The 16,803-nt window shown below is 60.3% G+C and carries 14 protein-coding genes; 3 read left to right on the forward strand and 11 right to left on the reverse strand.

Annotated features, from left to right (window positions below):
- Window positions 1-58 precede the first annotated feature (58 nt).
- Together LDN12_RS04290 and LDN12_RS04295 are read right to left on the reverse strand one after the other, a co-directional pair.
- Entirely contained in the window at window positions 59-1,861 is a 1,803-nt protein-coding gene (locus LDN12_RS04290; RefSeq protein WP_223921452.1) for an ABC transporter ATP-binding protein, read from the reverse strand.
- Window positions 1,862-1,952: 91 nt separating this feature from the next.
- On the reverse strand, window positions 1,953-3,470 hold the full coding sequence (locus LDN12_RS04295; RefSeq protein WP_223921453.1) for a response regulator: 1,518 nt from the start codon (window positions 3,468-3,470) through the stop codon (window positions 1,953-1,955).
- Here LDN12_RS04295 and LDN12_RS17845 point away from each other — a divergent pair.
- On the forward strand, window positions 3,469-3,591 hold the full coding sequence (locus LDN12_RS17845; protein WP_274382191.1) for a hypothetical protein: 123 nt from the start codon (window positions 3,469-3,471) through the stop codon (window positions 3,589-3,591). The genes LDN12_RS04295 and LDN12_RS17845 overlap by 2 nt on opposite strands.
- A gap of 197 nt (window positions 3,592-3,788) precedes the next feature.
- On the opposite strand, the gene LDN12_RS04300 is transcribed toward LDN12_RS17845, so the two are convergent.
- The 4 genes from LDN12_RS04300 to LDN12_RS04315 form a co-directional block, all read right to left on the reverse strand.
- Window positions 3,789-4,487 (reverse strand): amino acid ABC transporter permease, encoded by a 699-nt coding sequence (locus LDN12_RS04300; RefSeq protein ID WP_223921454.1) that lies wholly within the window; start codon window positions 4,485-4,487, stop codon window positions 3,789-3,791.
- Between the two features lies 1 nt (window position 4,488).
- On the reverse strand, window positions 4,489-5,196 hold the full coding sequence (locus tag LDN12_RS04305) for an amino acid ABC transporter permease (protein WP_223921455.1): 708 nt from the start codon (window positions 5,194-5,196) through the stop codon (window positions 4,489-4,491).
- A gap of 75 nt (window positions 5,197-5,271) precedes the next feature.
- Window positions 5,272-6,078 carry an ABC transporter substrate-binding protein gene (locus LDN12_RS04310; protein WP_223921456.1) on the reverse strand — a complete coding sequence of 269 codons (807 nt, stop codon included), beginning with the start codon at window positions 6,076-6,078 and terminating at the stop codon, window positions 5,272-5,274.
- 49 nt (window positions 6,079-6,127) lie between these two features.
- Window positions 6,128-6,874 (reverse strand): amino acid ABC transporter ATP-binding protein, encoded by a 747-nt coding sequence (locus tag LDN12_RS04315; RefSeq protein WP_223921457.1) that lies wholly within the window; start codon window positions 6,872-6,874, stop codon window positions 6,128-6,130.
- A 343-nt stretch (window positions 6,875-7,217) separates the two neighbouring features.
- Here LDN12_RS04315 and LDN12_RS04320 point away from each other — a divergent pair, with 343 nt between their 5' ends.
- The gene (locus tag LDN12_RS04320; protein ID WP_223921458.1) at window positions 7,218-8,129 is read left to right on the forward strand and encodes a YceI family protein; all 912 of its coding nucleotides are present in this window, start codon (window positions 7,218-7,220) and stop codon (window positions 8,127-8,129) included.
- Window positions 8,130-8,405: 276 nt separating this feature from the next.
- Here the strand turns inward: LDN12_RS04320 and priA are convergent, their stop codons facing one another.
- From priA to speA, 5 genes are all read right to left on the reverse strand, one after another.
- Window positions 8,406-10,643, reverse strand: a complete 2,238-nt coding sequence (gene priA, locus LDN12_RS04325) for a primosomal protein N' (RefSeq protein WP_223924022.1) — start codon at window positions 10,641-10,643, stop codon at window positions 8,406-8,408.
- Between the two features lie 85 nt (window positions 10,644-10,728).
- A complete protein-coding gene (locus LDN12_RS04330) occupies window positions 10,729-10,938 on the reverse strand; it encodes a hypothetical protein (protein WP_223921459.1) in 210 nt (69 codons plus the stop codon).
- 171 nt (window positions 10,939-11,109) lie between these two features.
- Window positions 11,110-12,264 carry a carboxynorspermidine decarboxylase gene (gene nspC / locus LDN12_RS04335; RefSeq protein WP_223921460.1) on the reverse strand — a complete coding sequence of 385 codons (1,155 nt, stop codon included), beginning with the start codon at window positions 12,262-12,264 and terminating at the stop codon, window positions 11,110-11,112.
- 196 nt (window positions 12,265-12,460) lie between these two features.
- Complete coding sequence (locus tag LDN12_RS04340; protein ID WP_223921461.1) at window positions 12,461-13,657, reverse strand: saccharopine dehydrogenase family protein; 1,197 nt, start codon at window positions 13,655-13,657, stop codon at window positions 12,461-12,463.
- A gap of 439 nt (window positions 13,658-14,096) precedes the next feature.
- Window positions 14,097-16,004 carry an arginine decarboxylase gene (gene speA, locus LDN12_RS04345; protein ID WP_223921462.1) on the reverse strand — a complete coding sequence of 636 codons (1,908 nt, stop codon included), beginning with the start codon at window positions 16,002-16,004 and terminating at the stop codon, window positions 14,097-14,099.
- A gap of 345 nt (window positions 16,005-16,349) precedes the next feature.
- On the opposite strand from speA, the gene LDN12_RS04350 reads away from it, so the two are divergent.
- Window positions 16,350-16,790: an Hsp20/alpha crystallin family protein gene (locus LDN12_RS04350; RefSeq protein WP_223921463.1), complete on the forward strand. Its 441-nt coding sequence runs from the start codon at window positions 16,350-16,352 to the stop codon at window positions 16,788-16,790.
- Window positions 16,791-16,803 lie beyond the last annotated feature (13 nt).

A 16,803-nucleotide genomic window follows, 5' to 3' on the forward strand; every position in this document is an offset into this window, starting at 1 on the left:
TTCTGCGGGTGCGGCGATCTGACTATTTTTGAACAACCTGAATTTTTCAACAACCTGGTTAGAGGCCGTTGAACTGCAACTGGTGCAGCCGGTAGTAAAGTCCCTGCCCCTCCATGAGTTCCCGGTGCGTTCCCTCTTCCGATTTGCGGCCGCGGTGCACCACCACGATCCGGTCGGCATCCTGGATGGTGGAGAGCCGATGGGCGATGATCAGTGAGGTGCGCCCCCGCATCAGCCCTCTGATCCCTTCCTGGATCATCTGTTCCGACGCGGAATCGACGCTGGCGGTTGCCTCGTCCAGCACCAGGACCTCGGGGTCGAAGGCCACGGCCCGGGCAAAGGAGATAAGCTGTTTTTCCCCCACGGAAAGGTTGCTGCCCCGCTCCCGGATCTCTTCTCCGTACCCGTGCGCCAGGCGCTCGATGAAGCGGTCGGCGCCGACGGCCGCCGCCGCCGTTCGGACCCGCGCCCGCACCTCCTCGTCGCCCAAACAGATGTTGAACTCGATACTGCCGGCAAACAGGCAGGGGTCCTGGAGGACGACGCCGATGCGCCTGCGCAGGTCGTTGACCCGCATGGCGCGCACATCCACGCCGTCCACGAGGATGCTGCCCCCGTCGACCTCGTAGAGCCGGGTCAAAAGCCGTGTGATGGTGGTCTTGCCGCCGCCGCTCTCGCCCACCAGCGCGATCCGTTCGCCGCGCCGGACGGTCATGCTGAACTCCTCAAGGGCGTTGTCCCCTTCACGGTAGGCAAAGGAAACGTTCCGGAATTCGATCAGGGGGGCTTCTCCGGGTCCTGCTGGGGAACCTCCTTCGTCAAAGGCGGCCTGGGGGGCTTTTCCCTCTTCGGTCGCTCCGGCCGGCGTGTCCAGCAAGGCGAAGATCCGTTCCAGGGCCGCCATGGCGCCCTGCATGACCGAATACTTTGCCGACAGGTCGCGAATGGGGGTGAAGAATTTTTCGATGTACTGGATAAAGGCCACCAGAACCCCGAAGGTCAGGACGCCCCGGAGGATCTCGCCGCCGCCGTACCAGATGATCAGCGCCACGGCGATGGATGAAAGGGCCTCCACGATGGCGTACAGCGACGCATCCCAGAATATGACCGGCATGTTGGCGTCCCGATAGGACGCGTTCAGGTCGCTGAAACGCCGCTCCTCGTCGCGTTCCCGCCCGAAGGCCTGGATGATGCTGATGCCGCCGATGCACTCGGCCAGAAAGGCGTTGAGGCGTCCCAGGCGCGCCCGCACCTCGCGGAAGGATTGGCGCATCCTGCGGCGAAAGGCCCAGGCGACGTACAGAAGCAGGGGGAGGATACTGAACGTCACCAGCGACAGCTTCAGGTTCATCCAGAGCATGACCGATATGATACCGGCCAGCAGCAGGACGTCGCCCACGATGGTGATGATCCCGGAGGCGAACATCTCGCCCAGAACCTCCACATCGCTGGTCAGGCGGGTGACGGCGCTGCCCGTGGGGACCCGGTCGAACCAGGAAACCGGCAGGCTCATGACATGGCCGTAGAGTTCCTTGCGCATATCGGCCATGACCCGCTGTCCGACGGACTGGAGCAGATAGACCTGGAGAAAGGATAAGAGGGATTCCGACAGCAGGACCCCCAGGAAAGCCAGGGCGATCCCTTCCAGTCCGGCCAGCTTTCCGGTGGTGATATGGCCGTCGATGGCCTGTTTGATGATCCAGGGTTGGGCCAGGCGGCAGGCGGCGACCAGCGGTATGGTGACCAGCACCGCGGTGATCGCCGTGCGATGGGGCGCGACATAGCGGGCAAAGCGGGTCAAAAGGCGGGTGTCGTATGCCTTGCCCGCTATTTCTTCTTCATAGATGCCGCCGTGGTGCATTGATACTCCGAACGTGTGCTGGATGTATCCACGATACCAGAATCGGGGGCGGATGTGAAATGGTGTCTTGCTGCCAGGGTACAGCGTTTTTTTACGGAATGTCCGCCCCCTCCACGAGGGCCGGCAGGTAGATGTGGAACGTCGTCCCTGTGCCGGGGGTGGATTCGGCGATGATGGCGCCCCCGTGTTTGCGGATGATGGAGTGGCAGAGCGCCAGGCTGAGCCCCATGCCTTTTTGGTTGCCCATTTCCTTGGTCGTGAAATAGGGGTCGAAGATCCTGGGCAGGTTCTCGGGAGCGACGCCCCCTCCGGTGTCATGGAGGGCAATGTGCACGTACTCCCCTGCCGGGAGGGAGAGGGGTTCCTGCCCGGTTATGGCGACATTTTCACCTTCCACCCGCAGATTCCCGCCGTGCGGCATGGCCTCGACGGCATTCTGCGTCAGGTTGGAAAAGGTCCGCGCCATCTGGGTGTCGTCCATTCTTACCAGCCGCAGGTCGGGTGCGATGCCGATTTCACTGGTAATGTCGGGCCGGTCCCGGAGCGCGGCCGTGACAACCGACGTGACCAGGGGGGCAAGGGGGGCGGGGTGCATGAAGGAGTCACCGCTCCGGGAAAATGCCAGCAGGCGCAGGCCCAGTTCCTTGGCGCGCTGGGAGGTCTGCTCGGCCACATCGAGCATCTCGGCGACGGCCTTGGGCACGTTGGCCTGTAGCTTGGCCAGGGAGATGTAGCCGAGGATCACCTGCAGCAGATTATTGAAGTCGTGGGCCATGCCGCCGGCAAGAATGCCGATGGCCTCCAGTTTCCTGGCCTTCAGGTTTTCCTCTTCCAGGATCTTCTGCCTGGTCACATCCTCTCCGCTCTTGATGAACTTGACCACTGAGCCGTCAGGCGCCTTGAGGGGCGATATGCTCATGTTTTCCCAGAAGAGGTCGCCGTTCTTTTTGCGGTTCAGCAAGCTGCCGTGCCATTCATTGCCTTGCAGGATGGTGGACCACAGTTGCCGGTAGACCTCGTCCGGGGTTTCGCCCGATTTGATGATGCGCGGCGTCTGCCCGACCGCTTCATCGACACTGAATCCGGTTGTCTCGCAGAACTTGCGGTTCACGTATTCGATGGTGCCCGCGGTATCGGTAATGAGCGCCATGCTCGGGCTTTGCTCAAGGGCGTTGGAGAGCAGGAGGATATGTTCGTTTTGCCGCTGGAGCTGCCGTTGCATCATCACAGCACTGATGCTGCGCTCAATGGCCTCGAAAAGCTTCTGGAAGGCGACCGGCTTGAGGACGAACTGGTTGATGCCGATGTCGATGGCCTGGAGCAGGTAATCCATGTCGTTGAAGGCGGTCATGACGATGATCTGGGTATCGGGCGTCATGGTACGGATCTCCCGGGCCATTTCCAGTCCGTTCATGAACGGCATCATGATATCGGTCAGTACGATCTCGGGGGTATGCGCCAGGTAGAGTTCAAGGCCGTCACGACCGTTTTCGGCCACTATCAGCCGGTAGCCGCGCAGGTTGAGCATGCGCTTGACCTGCTCACGGGACGTGGGTTCATCCTCCACATACAGGATGGTGAGGTCGGCTGGCGAAGGGGGGGGTGTCATGTCACACCTCGAAGCGGAACTCCGCCTTGCTGCCGGGGCGAAGGCCGTCTGCCGGACAGGCGTATCCGGCGGAAAAGGAGGCTGGAAGCCGGAAGAAAAGGGTACTTTCCCGGCACAATGATCGTGGGTGCCGGAGAGGTGGTTTTCTCGGCAGGGGTGGGGCTGGGTTGAGCGGGACGCGACGGTTCACGATGTTCCCCAAACGAGAAAGAGGTCGTACGGTCCGATATGGCTGCGTGCGTCCGTACCGATACTATAAGCGTAACAAATATTCGGCTTGTGACAAGCCGCCTTGATGCGGGCGGAGCGCAGGAATCGTCAAATGGCCTTGCGCCAGGCAAGCCGTTGTTCCAGCCAGCGCGAGAGGGAGGTGAATGCGTAACAGATGATGAAATAGACCACGGCGATGAAAACGAAGATTTCCGTCGGATAGGCCATGGTGCGGTTGTTGATCTGGGTCCCCACGTGGGTCAGTTCGGATACGCCGACGATAAAGGCCAGGGAGGTGTCCTTGATCAGGGAGACGAACTGGTTGACGAAGGAGGGGATCATGTTGCGCAGTCCCTGGGGAAGCACTATGTAGAGCATGGCCTGCCACGGCTTGAGGCCGGTGGAGATGGCCGCCTCGGTCTGTCCCTTCGGAATCCCCTCGATGCCGGCCACCACGATGCGGGACATATAGGCCGACGTGAACAGGGTCAGCGCCATGATGACGGTCTGGCTTTCCGTTGCCTTGCCGAACAGGGCGGGCAAGAGGAAGTACATCCAGAAGATGACCATCAGGAGGGGCATGCCGCGCACCAGGTTGATAAAGGCGATGGCGGGGTAACGTATGGCCGGGAAGCGGGTGATGCTGAGCAATCCCAGGATCAGGCCGCCGAAAAAGGAGAGAACGCAGGAGGTCGCCGCCAGGTACAGGGTCAGGCCCAGGCCGCCCAGGGGGCCGTGGGGAAAACGGCCGATCATGAAGTAGGTGAAGTTGTCGGTGATCACCGCTGTATTGAAAAATTGGTCCATGTCAGGCCGCCTTGTGAATGTTGAGGACTTTCTCGTTGTAGATGTTCACCAGGGCGGTGATGAAAAACGAAATGGCCACATAAACGACGGTTGCTGCGGTGAACGCCTCGAAACCCTTGAAGGTGTAGCTTTCCACCTGGCGGGCCTGGTAGGTCAGCTCCATAACGCCGATGGTCATGGCCAGGGACGAGTTCTTGGCCAGGTTGAGGAACTGGTTCACCAGCGGCGGCACCGTGAGCCGGACCGCCTGGGGCAGGATGATGTACTGCATGGAGCGAATGTAGGAAAACCCTGCGCTGCGGGCCGCCTCCATCTGCTCCTTGGGGATGGCCAGCACGCCGGAACGGATATCCTCGGCGATGAAGGCCGAGGTGTAGATGGTCAGTGCGATCACGGCGGCCGCAAACTCGAAGTTGGAGTTGTTCAGCCAATCGTTGACGACGGTGGGAAGGATCTTGTACGAGCCGAAGTACCAGAAGAAGATCTGCACCAGAAGCGGGGTGTTGCGAAAGAATTCCAGGTAGGCATGGGCAAACCAGCGGACGGGCCTGTTGTTGCTCATGCGCATGACGGCGATCAAGAGCCCCAGCAGGAAGGCCAGCACGATGGAGAGCGCCGAGAGTTGCAAGGTAACCTTGAACCCCGAGACCAGCCATTCGAAATATTTACCCGAGGTTACGACCGACCAGTCGAAGTGATATTTAAGCACGCAGAACCCTCATGACGTAGTGCAGGGGCGAGGGGTGAGGACCATTCTCCCCCCGTCGCCCCCGCGTGTTACCTGTTACTTGTCGGCAGTGATCTTGAAAGTACGTTGCAGGTGATACGGACCGAACCATTTGTTGAAGATCCTGGCGGCTTCGCCGGATTTTTCCATCTCCAGGAGGGTCTTGTTGACGAAATCGACGAAATGCTTGTCTCCCTTGCGCATGCCGAGGCCATAGGGCTCGTCGGAAATACGGATGCTCGGGATTTCAAAGCTGCTCTTGTTCGGTGCTTTGTCCAGAATACCGATGAGTATGGATTCGTCGGTGGTTACCGCTTGAACCTTACCCTGCTCGAGGGCCAGCAGCGCCTGGGGGTAGTCGTCGAACGAGAGCACGGTGGCGGAAGGGATGGCCTTCTTCACGTTCTGCTCCGAGGTGGAACCCTTGGCGGTGCCGATCCTTTTGCCTTCCAGGTCCTTCAGGCTCTTGACGGCCCCTTTTCTGGTGATGAATTTCTGGCCGGTCAGAAAGTAGGTATGGCTGAAGTCGATCTGTTTGGCCCGCTCGGGATTCTTGGTCATGGTGGCGGCGATGATGTCGATATGCCCTCCCTCCAGCTGGGGCATGCGGCTGGCCGAGGTGACCGGTTTGAGTTCAACCCTGACGCCCAGTTTTTTGGCGATGGCACGGATAAAATCGATGTCGTAGCCCACGATGGTGCGGGTCTTCTCATCCACATAGCCAAAGGGGGGCAGGGAGTCCTTGACCCCGGCAACCAGTACCCCTTTTTTCTTCACTTCAGCCAGCGTGTCGGCGGCCAGCACGGTTTTGGCGGCTATCGAGGCCAGCACCGTGACCATGAGTAATGTTACCAGTTTTTTCATGTCGCATTCCTCCTTCAATGAGTGGTGGTACAGACCGGGAATACCGGTTTTAGGGACATTCGCAGTGCATCGGCGTCAGGAGCTGGCGCAGGAACTGTTGGGCGCGCTCGTGCTTGGGCCTGCTGAAAAACTCTTCGGGCGGCGCCTCCTCCAGGACGGTGCCGGCGTCCATGAAGGCCACCCGGTGGGCAACCTCGCGGGCAAACCCCATCTCGTGGGTGACCACCACCATGGTCATGCCGCTCACGGCCAAATCCTTCATGACCGCCAGGACCTCGCCGATCATCTCCGGGTCAAGGGCCGAGGTAGGCTCGTCGAAGAGCATGATCCTCGGCTTCATCGCCAGGGCGCGGGCAATGGCCACGCGTTGCTGCTGGCCGCCGGAGAGCTGGGACGGGTACGCAGTGCGTTTCTCGGCCAGTCCGACCCGCTCCAGCAATGCCATGGCCTGTTCTTCGGCGTCTTTTTTCGCGGTCTTGCGGATCTTCATCGGGGCCAGGGTGATGTTGTTCAGGACGGAAAGGTGCGGGTACAGGTTGAACTGCTGGAAGACGAAGCCGACCTCGGCCCGCAGTTTGTTGATATCGGTTTTTTTGTCCAGGAGGTCCATGCCGTCCACCACCAGCGTCCCTTTGTCGATGGGTTCGAGCTGGTTGATGGTGCGGATGAGGGTGGACTTGCCGGAACCGGACGGTCCGCAGACGACCAAAACCTCGCCGGGCGTTACGTGCAGGTTGATATCGTTGAGTACGTGCAGGCTCTTGAACCACTTGTGCACGCCTTTGAAGGTAATCATCGAGCGCTCCTGTCGGATTAGGGTGAAACGTTGGCGATAAACAGTGAATTTGTATAGCACAAAGCAACGGAGAGGGGCAAAGGAAAATTGGCCGATAAATGAGACAAAAATAATCTTATTGACGATGTTCAAGGTGGGCATATAATGGGAAATACTGAGGAAATAAATGATACTCCCGCATTGTATACGCTGCTCGGAAAAGGTGATGGAAGGAGGGGTTCCGGCAACGAAAGCCGCTGATTCCCGTTTTCCGGCGCATCGTCAGGATGGTTGCCCGGCGGGAGGCTAACCCGGCCGGGCGGCCGAGGGAACGGCGTTCGCGGGTGAAAGGTGTGTGATAACCATGTTGTCCAGTATCTCTACAGGTGAATTGAAATCTTTGCTGGACTCGGGCGGCCCGGTCTGTCTGATCGACGTGCTTCCCCCCGAATACTATGGGGACGGGCATATCCCGGGCGCGGGCAATGCCTGTGTTTATGAGGTGGCGTTTCTGGAAAACCTGACAGGCCTCGCCAGCGGCCGGGATCTGCCCCTGGTGGTATATGGCGCCAGCGCCCGCTCGCATGAGGCCGCGGTTGCGGCGGAAAAGCTGAGGCGCGCGGGATATCGCGACGTACGCGAACTGGCCGGGGGGCTGGCGGCCTGGCGGGCCGCCGGTTATGGACTTGAAAGCGGCGAAGGCCCGGCCGTCGTGGAAATGGCCCTCAAGGACGGGCTGTATGCCGTCGACACCTCCGCCAGCCGGCTGGAGTGGACGGGGCGCAACCTGAACGGCAGGCACAACGGCACCATCGCCGTATCGGGCGGTGAGGTGGAAGTGAAAAAGGGGGTGCCGGCAGGCGGAAGCATTACCCTGGACATGCGGTCCATCGCAAATCTGGATCTGAAGGATGAAGGGTACAACAGCATGCTGGTGAGTCACCTGAAATCCGACGACTTCTTCGATGTGGGCAACTACCCGTCGGCGGTGTATGCCATCGCCGGATCGGAACTCCTCCCGGAGGCGTCCAGCTCTTCTCTTGTCTACCAGGTGACGGGCAGTCTCGAACTGAAAGGCGTGCGCAGGGATCTGCCGCTCACGGCCGAGGTGGTGCTCCAGCCGGACGATCAGCTCAAGGCCAGGGTGTTGTGCGATCTCGACCGCACGCACTGGGGGGTCCTTTACGGCTCGGGGCGGTTTTTCGAAAAACTGGGCATGCACCTGGTGAACGAGATCGTAACCGTCGAACTCTTCCTGACAGCCAAGCTGCGTTAGAGTCGAATCTTCCGCAGCAGCCCATAATGCCAACGGCCTTTCCCGCACACGGAAGGGCCGTTTTTTTTTATTTAGACAGGCAGGCCGACATCTGCCACAGAGACACAGAGACACTGAGAAAACCAGGGGTAAGGCAAGAAAAAAATCATTCTCAATGACGGCATTACCGAAAAATTGTTTCTGCTTTTCTCTGTGTCTCCGTGTCTCTGTGGCAGGTTTTGATTTTCTTTGTGTCTCTGCGTCTCTCTGCAGACTTGTCGGTTTTAGGCCCATCCGCTACATCATATCGACCGGATCGATATCCACGGATTCGCGGATAGGTGAAGTCGCTGTGCGGTTCTGCCGCCAGGCGGCGATCAGGCGGCGCAGGTCGTTGCGGGTCGTGGCCTTGAGCAGGATCTGGCGGCGGAAGCGGCCCCGCAGGCGGTACAGGGGGGCCGGCGCCGGCCCCAGGATCTCCACGCGCAGACCCTTTTCCCGTTTCAGTTGCGAGAGCATCCGGGTCACGGCCTCGGCATGCTCTTCCACCGGCTTCTCCGCCGTACCGGAAAAGCCGAGACACGCCAGGAAGGTGAAGGGGGGATAGCCGACCTCGCGGCGGAACTCCAATTCCTGACGGTAGAAAGCGTCGCCGTCGTGCCGTACGGCATGTTGGATGGCGTAGTGGTCGCTGCTCTGCGCCTGGACGACCACCCTGCCGGGGGTATCGCCCCGGCCTGCCCGGCCGATGACCTGGGACAGGAGTTGAAAGGTGCGTTCGGCCGCGCGGAAGTCGGGCATGGCCAGGCTGGCTTCGGCGTTGACGACCCCCACCAGGGTCACGCCGGGGAAGTCGTGTCCCTTGGCGATCATCTGGGTCCCCACCAGGATGTCGGCGCTGCCGTCGGACATGCGGGCCAGCAGGCGCCCGTGGCTTCCCTTGCCGCCGGTGGTGTCGCTGTCCATGCGCAGGATGCGCGCCTGGGGCAGGAGTTCGCGCAGGTCATGCTCCAGCCGTTCGGTGCCCGCCCCCAGCTCCTTCAACTCCTGGCAGCCGCAGGCCGGACAGATGCCGGGGGCGGGGATGGCGTAATCGCAGTAGTGGCAGACACTCTGGCCCCGCTGGCGATGGTAGGTGAGGGACACGGAGCAGTTGGGGCACGCCAGGGGCGCGCCGCACTCCGCGCAGACCAGGTAGGTGGCGAAGCCGCGCCGGTTGAGAAAGATGATCGCCTGCTCTCCGGCGGCCAGGGTCGCCTCCAGGGCCGGGGCCAGAAGTGGGCTGATGGCCGTGGCAACCCCCTTCATGGGGGCCAGTTCAACGGTGGGCATGGGGCGCTGTTCGACCCGCTCCGGCAGGGTAAGGAGGCCCAGCTTGCCGTGCTCCGCGGCATAGAGGCTGGTGATCAGCGGCGTGGCCGATCCGAGCAGGACCACGGCGTGCTCCATCCTGCCCCGGACCAGGGCCAGGTCGCGGGCGTTGTACCGCAGGCCGTCGGCCTGTTTGAAGGACGATTCGTGCTCTTCGTCGACGATGATGATGCCGATCCCGGCCAGGGGGGCGAAGATGGCCGAGCGGGCGCCGATGACGATGCGGGCCTGGCCGCGCCTGATGCGCCGCCACTCGTCGTAGCGCTCGCCGTCGGAAAGGCCGCTGTGCAGGATGGCGATGCCGTGACCGAAGCGGGCGCGGAAACGCTGTACCAGTTGCGGGGTCAGCGCGATCTCCGGTACCAGCACCAGGGCGTTTTTGCCCTGTTCCAGAACCCTGGCGATGGCCTGAAGATAGACCTCGGTCTTGCCGCTGCCGGTTACGCCGTGCAGCAGGAACGGGGCGAAGGCGTGCCGGTCCAGGGCCGTGCAGAGGGTATCCAGGGCCGTCTGCTGGTGGGGGGAGAGGAGCCGCGGGGTATCGCGTTCCACCGTGTCGTCCCCGAACGGGTTGCGATAGACCTCCCGTGTTTCGCCCGTCACGAGGCCCAATTCCGCCAGCCGTTTGAGCTGCGGCGAACAGGTGCCGAAACGCCGCCGCAATTCGGCGGCCGGGATGTCGCCCGCCTCCCCGATCACCTCCAGGATGGCGGCCGCCTTGTTGCCCAGGTGGTGCGCAGACTCGGCCGGCGTTGCGGCGCGGTAGACGACCTCCGTCTTGACGGCCCTTCCGCCGCTGACGTCGCCCGACCGGCTCCCTCCCTTGCGGTCCTGGATATTGATGCCGGCGGGGAGTGCCGTTTTGAGAACTTCACCCAGGGGGTGCAGATAGTAGGCCGCCACCCAGCGGAAAAACTCCAGTTCATTGTCCGTCCAGAGCGGGTCCGGGTCCAGCACCTCCAGGATATCTTTCAGCTCGTGGGATGGGGGTTCCGTTGCATCGCCCAGGATGTAGCCGGTCAACCGGCGGCGGCCGAAGGGGACGAAGGCGCGCCGCCCGGCAAGGATCTGTCCCTCCAGGCCCGGAGGGACGCGGTAGTGGAAGGTGCGGTCCAGGTGGAGCGGGATGGCAACCTCTATGATGTGGGGCGGACGGGCGGACATGGGATGGTGATAGCAGAGCGCCGACACGAAGTAAAGCGCGGAGACGCGAAAAGAAGGGAAGGGCGGGAACTCCGCCCTTCGCAGCCTACCAGAACTTCCGGGGGGGCTCGGTTTTTCCCATCAGGCGGATCTCGCCGTCAATGACCTTGAACATGTCGCCGATCTCGGTGGTCCACTCGTCCCCCTCCTCCAGGGGATTGGGGAAGGAACGTTGGCCGAGGAACATCTCCTGGTCGCCTATATAGCCGTACCACTCCAGCGCGCCGGTCATCCATATTCTCGTTTTCAGTTCCATGTGATACCTCGTGATAATCAAAGTCTGGTTTGCCACAGAGCCACAGAGGCTCAGAGAAAATCTTACATCGAGGAAAACCGGCGGCAGTCAATAACCCCGGAATTATTCAATAATCTTGTTTCTGGTTTTCTCCGCGTCTCTGTGGCTCCGTGGCAAAAATGATGTGGTGATTTATGATAGCCGCGACTTGAAATCCGCGTAGTCGAAGCTCCGCACGACCTTCAGTTGGCCGGTCTGCGGCTCAAAGGTGCAGATGGCCGGGTGCTGGATACCGTTGAAGGTGGTGGTCTTGACCATGGTGTAGTGGGCCATGTCCAAAAAGGCCAACCGGTCGCCCGTCTTCAGCGGCCGGTCGAAGGACCAGTCGCCGATGATGTCCCCCGCCAGGCAGGACGGACCGCCCAGACGGTAGGTGTGGGCCTTTTCACCGGGATCGAAGCCGCCCTCGATATCGGGACGGTAGGGCATCTCCAGGATGTCCGGCATGTGGCAGGTGGCCGAGACGTCCAGGATGGCAATGTCCATCTGGTTGTGCACCACGTCCAGAACCTCGCCCACCAGGACGCCGGTGCCGATGGCGATGGCCTCGCCCGGCTCCAGATAGACATCCAGGCCGTACTTCTCGCGGAAATACGTCACCAGTTCCACCAGGCCGTCGATGTCGTACCCTTCGCGGGTGATGTGGTGGCCGCCCCCCAGGTTGAGCCACTTCATGCGGGGCAGGAACTCACCGAACTTTTCCTCGAACGCCCGTGCCGTCCGCTCCAGCGGTTCGAACAACTGCTCGCAGAGGGTATGGAAGTGCAGCCCCTCCACCCCTTCCAGGGACCGCCCCTCGAATTCCGCCCGCGGGATGCCCAACCGCGACGTCGGTGCACAGGGGTCGTAGATGGGGGTGTGTCCCTCGGAGTGTTCGGGATTGACCCGCAGGCCGATGGAAACCCGTCCCCGTTCCTTCTCCCACAGGGGCCGGAAGCGCTCCAACTGGTTGAAAGAATTGAAGACCAGATGGTTGGAGATGGGCAGCAGTTCCGCAACGTCGCTCAACTTAAAGGCCGCGGCGAAGCTGTGCACCTCGCGTCCGAACTCCTCCCGCCCCAGGCGCGCCTCCCAGGGGGAACTGGCGCAGACGCCATGCAGGGTTTCACGGATGATGGGGAACACGCTCCACATGGAGAAGGCCTTCATCGCCATGAGGATCTTGGCCCCGCTGCGCTTCTGCACCTCGTCCAGAATGGCCAGGTTGTGGCGCAGCCTGCCCAGGTCCACCACATAGGCCGGGGAGGGGGCGAGTTCAAGGATTTTGTCGATGTCGATACCGGTCACAGTATAAACCTTTTTTGACATGAAGGCGTTGAAGCCAAAAGATGCCCGTTGTTGATAAGATCGGTTTTTTCCACAAGAAATGTCAGATTTGCGATGATGACGGTGCCGGCGACGAGGAGGCGAGAGAGGCGTAGCAGCGCTACGTCGATGAGCCTCCGCAGGAGCCGGTGCCGTCAGGGCGCAAATATGGCGTTTCTCACAGTTCCGGCCAATCTCCCCCGTCCACGACCACCGTCGGCAGTCCCATGGGTCCCAACACATCAAGGAACAACTCCGGGTCGAACTGCTCCATGTTCCAGACGCCGGGGCTGTGCCATTTGCCGGTGAGCATCATGATGGCGCCCACCACGGCCGGCACGCCGGTGGTGTAGCTGATGGCCTGGGATTGCACTTCCTTGTAGCAGGCCTCGTGGTCGCAGATGTTGTAGATATAGACCTGTTTGCGTTTGCCGTCCTTGAGGCCCCGGGCGATGACGCCGATGCAGGTTTTGCCCTTGGTCAAGGGACCCAGGGAACCGGGGTCGGGCAGGAGCGCCTTCAAGAACTGGATCGGCACGATCTTCTGGCCGTTGTACTCAACCTCGTCGATGCGGGTCATCCCTACATTCTGCAGCACCTCCAGATGCTTCAGGTAGTTGTCCGAGAAGGTCATCCAGAACTGGGCCTTTTTGATGGTGGGGATATGCTTGACCAGGGACTCCATCTCCTCGTGATAGAGACGATAGATGTTCATGGGGCCGATGCCGTCGGGAAAGTCGAAGACCCGCTTGGTGGAGAGCGGCGGCGTCTCCATGAAGCGGCCGTTTTCCCAGTGGCGGCAGGTGGCGGTCACCTCGCGGATGTTGATCTCCGGGTTGAAGTTGGTGGCGAAGGGCTGGCCGTGGGACCCGGCGTTGGCGTCGATGATGTCGATCTCCAGGACCTCGTCCAGATATTTTTTGGCCGCCAGGGCGGTGTAGACGTTGGTCACGCCCGGATCGAAGCCGGAGCCCAAAAGCGCCATGATCCCGGCCTGCTTGAACCGCTCCTGGTAGGCCCACTGCCAGGAGTATTCGAATTTGGCGGTGTCCAGCGGTTCGTAGTTGGCGGTGTCCAGGTAATCCACGCCGGTCTCCAGGCAGGCATCCATGATGTGCAGGTCCTGGTAAGGCAGGGCAACGTTGATTACCAGTTTCGGCTGTTCCTTTTTGATCAACGCGACCAGTTCGGGCACGTTGTCGGCGTCTACTTGGGCGGTGGCCACCGGCGTCGCTATCTGGGCCGCAATGGCGTCGCATTTGGACTTGGTGCGGGAGGCCAGGGTGATCTCGCTGAAGATGTCCCGACGCTGGGCGCATTTGTGGGTCACAACCTGGCCGACGCCGCCGGCGCCGATGATGAGGACTTTGCTCATGTAAATCTCCTTCCTGGGGGCGCAACGCCATATTCGCGCCCTAACGACACCGGTTCGTCGGCCTGCTCCTCGACGTAGCGCTGCTACGCCTGCGGGCCTGCCTCCTTACCATCGCCGTTATCATCGCGAATCTGACGCTGCTCAGCTTGGTTACATAGTGAAAAATGATACTACGGGCATTCGCCGGCCGGCGCAATGCCCGTAACAAAACTTTAACATTAACATGAATTCGTGATGCCGGGATGTCACAGTGTCCGACGGAGGCGTCACGAATTCAGAATTTAGTGTATTAAGAGGTTGTTGAATGCTCAGGTTGTTCAAAAATAGTCAGATCGTCGCACCCGCAGAAAGACCCGCGGAGGCGTAGCAGCGCTACGCCGCACAAGGCGGCTTTCGAGGATGGCGGCGAGATGGCTGTTTTTCAACAACCTGTCAAACGTTATTCGCCCAGATAGGTATAGCCCAAAAGCGTCCGGTCCAGAAGTTCGATGAAGTGGCTGCTCTCCTCGATGGAGATCTTCCGCAGGGCGACGCTCTTCTCCAGATTGTCCCTGACATGCTTGAGGATCTCCGGCCCCTTGTACTGGACGTACTTCAAACTCTCCCAGCAGGCATCGCCGTTGATCACGGTGTCGATCATGTAGCCGGTTTTCTTGTTGAAGGTGATGTGCACGGCATTGGTGTCGCCGAACAGGTTGTGCATGTCCCCCAGGATCTCCTGGTAGGCGCCGATGAGGAAGAAGCCGATGAAGTAGTCCTCTTCCTTGCGGATGCGGTGGAGCGGGAGGAACTTGGTTCTGCCGTTCTCGCCGACGAAACTGGTGATCTCGCCGTCCGAGTCGCAGGTGATATCGGCGATGGAGGCCATGACGTCCGGTTTCTGGTTGAGCCGTTGCAGCGGCATGATGGGGAAGAGCTGATCGATGGCCCAGGAGTCCGGGATCGACTGGAACAGGGAAAAATTGGCGAAATAGGTCTGGCGCAGGGCCAGCTGGAAGTTCTGCAACTCCTCGGGGATCGGCTTGATCTTCTCGACGATGCTGTTGATCTTTTTGATGATCTTGGAGTAGAGCCACTCGGCGATGGCGCGATCGTTGAGCGTCAGGTAGCCCAGGTTGAACAGGCTGACCGCCTCGTTGATCAGTTGCAGGGTGTCGTGGTAGTCCTCGCGCAGGGAGTAGCGGTCGATGCTCTTGTAGATGTCCATGAGTTTCTTGACCGTGGGAGCCAGGTTTTCGGCCTGGGCCAGGATCTCCTCGAAATCGGGCATCAGGTTCTGGGTGTTGGTATTGAGAACGTTGGTGACCAGCACCGAATAGTGGGCAACCGTGGCGCGGCCCGACTCGGAGATGATGTTGGGGCATTCGACCCCGGCCTCGTCGCAGATGTTCTTGATCTGGTAGATGACGTCGTTGGCGTACTCCTCCACGGTGTAGTTGACGCTGGAGAAGTAGCTGGACTTGGAGCCGTCGTAGTCGACCCCCAGGCCGCCGCCGATGTCGAGGAAGTCGATGCCGACTCCCAGTTTGCGCATCTCGGTGTAGATGCGGGTCCCCTCGATCAGGGCGGTCTTGATCTTGTCGATCTTGGTGATCTGGCTGCCGATGTGGAAATGGAGCAGCTTGACGCAGCCGAGCAGCCCGTTTTCCTCCAGCATGCGGATGGCGGCGATGATCTCGGACATGCGCAGGCCGAACTTGGCGTCCTCGCCGCCGGAGGTGGCCCATTTGCCGGTCCCCTTGGAGGAGAGCTTCACCCGGATGCCGAGTTTGGGCTGGATGCCGGTTTTTTTCGACAGCTCAATGATCTTTTCCAACTCGAACAGCTTTTCCACCGTCAGGGTGATGTCGTAGCCGATCTTGGTGGCGTAGAGTACGGTCTCTATATATTCGGTATCCTTGTAGCCGTTGCAGAGGATCGGCAGGCCGTTGCCGGTGGAGATGGAGATGCCGGCGACCAACTCCGGCTTCGAGCCCACTTCCAGGCCGATGTTGTAGCGTTTGCCGAAGTTGGCGATAGCCTCGACCACCTGGCGTTGCTGGTTGACCTTGATGGGGAAGAAGGTCTGGTACTTGGCCGGATAGTCGTTTTCCTGGATGGCGCTCTTGAACACGCGGTTGATGCTGGCGATCCGCCCCTGGAGCACGTCCATGAAGCGCAGCAGGATCGGGGGCTTGATCTTGCGCTTGATCAGGTCGTCGACCAGGGCGCGCAGGTCGATGGATTGCTTGGAACTGGAGGATGGGTGGACGCAGATGTTCCCCTTCTTGTTGACGGAGAACAGGTCGGCGCCCCAGTTGTCCATATTGTAGAGTTTTACGGACTCGTTAATTGACCAGCGTTCCATAGGCCGTTTACCAACTTTCGTCGTTATTTGCAGGTACCCATCGTACGTAACGGGATAGATAGCTCTTTACCCTAGTAATGTGTCGGCTGAGCGCGGATTTCAAAACAGATCGAACAAATTTGTTCTTCTATTGAATATTCCTGCGTAAGTCAATCAAATAAAAAAATACGTGGGGCGGGGGACGAACCCGGGCCGCTTTCAAGGCGCCCGCTGCCCCGGATACCGCGAACTTGGCCCGTGATTGTGTCTACGCTCGAATGTGTGCCTTGACTTTGTCGTGGGGAATGTTTACCTTTCCAACAGTCAAAAAGTCCGTCCTATTAACGATGTGCGCAAGGTGGTTATATGCCGCGCTTTTCCCGCAGGCAACCGTTCCAGCAGGAACTCTTCGGTCGGCATCTCGGTGAGATTCGCGATCTGCTGGATGCCCTTGAACTTCGCGATGTCTTTGGCGAGGGTGAGAATCATCCGCCGGTGGATATGTACGAGACCTGCGACGAGATTGTCCTGGAATTCGATCTGCCCGGTTTCCGCGTCGAGGACATCAGTCTGACGCAGCATGGCACGACCCTGGTGCTTGAGGCGCAGCGCCCTTGCGAGCAGGCCGACGACGGCGCCCGCTATGTCTGCCTCGAACGGAGTTACGGCCGTTTCCATCATGCGCTTCATATTCCCGGCTGTATTGATACATGCGCCATCAGGGCCGAATACCGCAACGGTGTTCTGCGGGTGAGATACCCCAAGTCCGGCGACCGGCAGGTAACGATAAAGGAGATACGAGATTGAGCGAGATAGATAA

Source organism: Geobacter sp. AOG2, assembly GCF_019972295.1.
Classification (GTDB): Bacteria; Desulfobacterota; Desulfuromonadia; order Geobacterales; family Pseudopelobacteraceae; genus Oryzomonas.

Excerpts from the sequence above, each read along its gene's own strand:
- LDN12_RS04300 (WP_223921454.1), bottom strand. The coding sequence starts at position 4,487 with ATGGACCAATTTTTCAATACAGCGGTGATCACCGACAACTTCACCTAC.
- LDN12_RS04295 (WP_223921453.1), bottom strand. The coding sequence starts at position 3,470 with ATGACACCCCCCCCTTCGCCAGCCGACCTCACCATCCTGTATGTGGAG.
- LDN12_RS04320 (WP_223921458.1), top strand. The coding sequence starts at position 7,218 with ATGTTGTCCAGTATCTCTACAGGTGAATTGAAATCTTTGCTGGACTCG.
- LDN12_RS04290 (WP_223921452.1), bottom strand. The coding sequence starts at position 1,861 with ATGCACCACGGCGGCATCTATGAAGAAGAAATAGCGGGCAAGGCATAC.
- LDN12_RS04340 (WP_223921461.1), bottom strand. The coding sequence starts at position 13,657 with ATGAGCAAAGTCCTCATCATCGGCGCCGGCGGCGTCGGCCAGGTTGTG.
- LDN12_RS17845 (WP_274382191.1), top strand. The coding sequence starts at position 3,469 with ATGTCACACCTCGAAGCGGAACTCCGCCTTGCTGCCGGGGCGAAGGCC.
- priA (WP_223924022.1), bottom strand. The coding sequence starts at position 10,643 with ATGTCCGCCCGTCCGCCCCACATCATAGAGGTTGCCATCCCGCTCCAC.
- LDN12_RS04350 (WP_223921463.1), top strand. The coding sequence starts at position 16,350 with ATGCCGCGCTTTTCCCGCAGGCAACCGTTCCAGCAGGAACTCTTCGGT.
- LDN12_RS04310 (WP_223921456.1), bottom strand. The coding sequence starts at position 6,078 with ATGAAAAAACTGGTAACATTACTCATGGTCACGGTGCTGGCCTCGATA.
- speA (WP_223921462.1), bottom strand. The coding sequence starts at position 16,004 with ATGGAACGCTGGTCAATTAACGAGTCCGTAAAACTCTACAATATGGAC.
- LDN12_RS04315 (WP_223921457.1), bottom strand. The coding sequence starts at position 6,874 with ATGATTACCTTCAAAGGCGTGCACAAGTGGTTCAAGAGCCTGCACGTA.
- LDN12_RS04330 (WP_223921459.1), bottom strand. The coding sequence starts at position 10,938 with ATGGAACTGAAAACGAGAATATGGATGACCGGCGCGCTGGAGTGGTAC.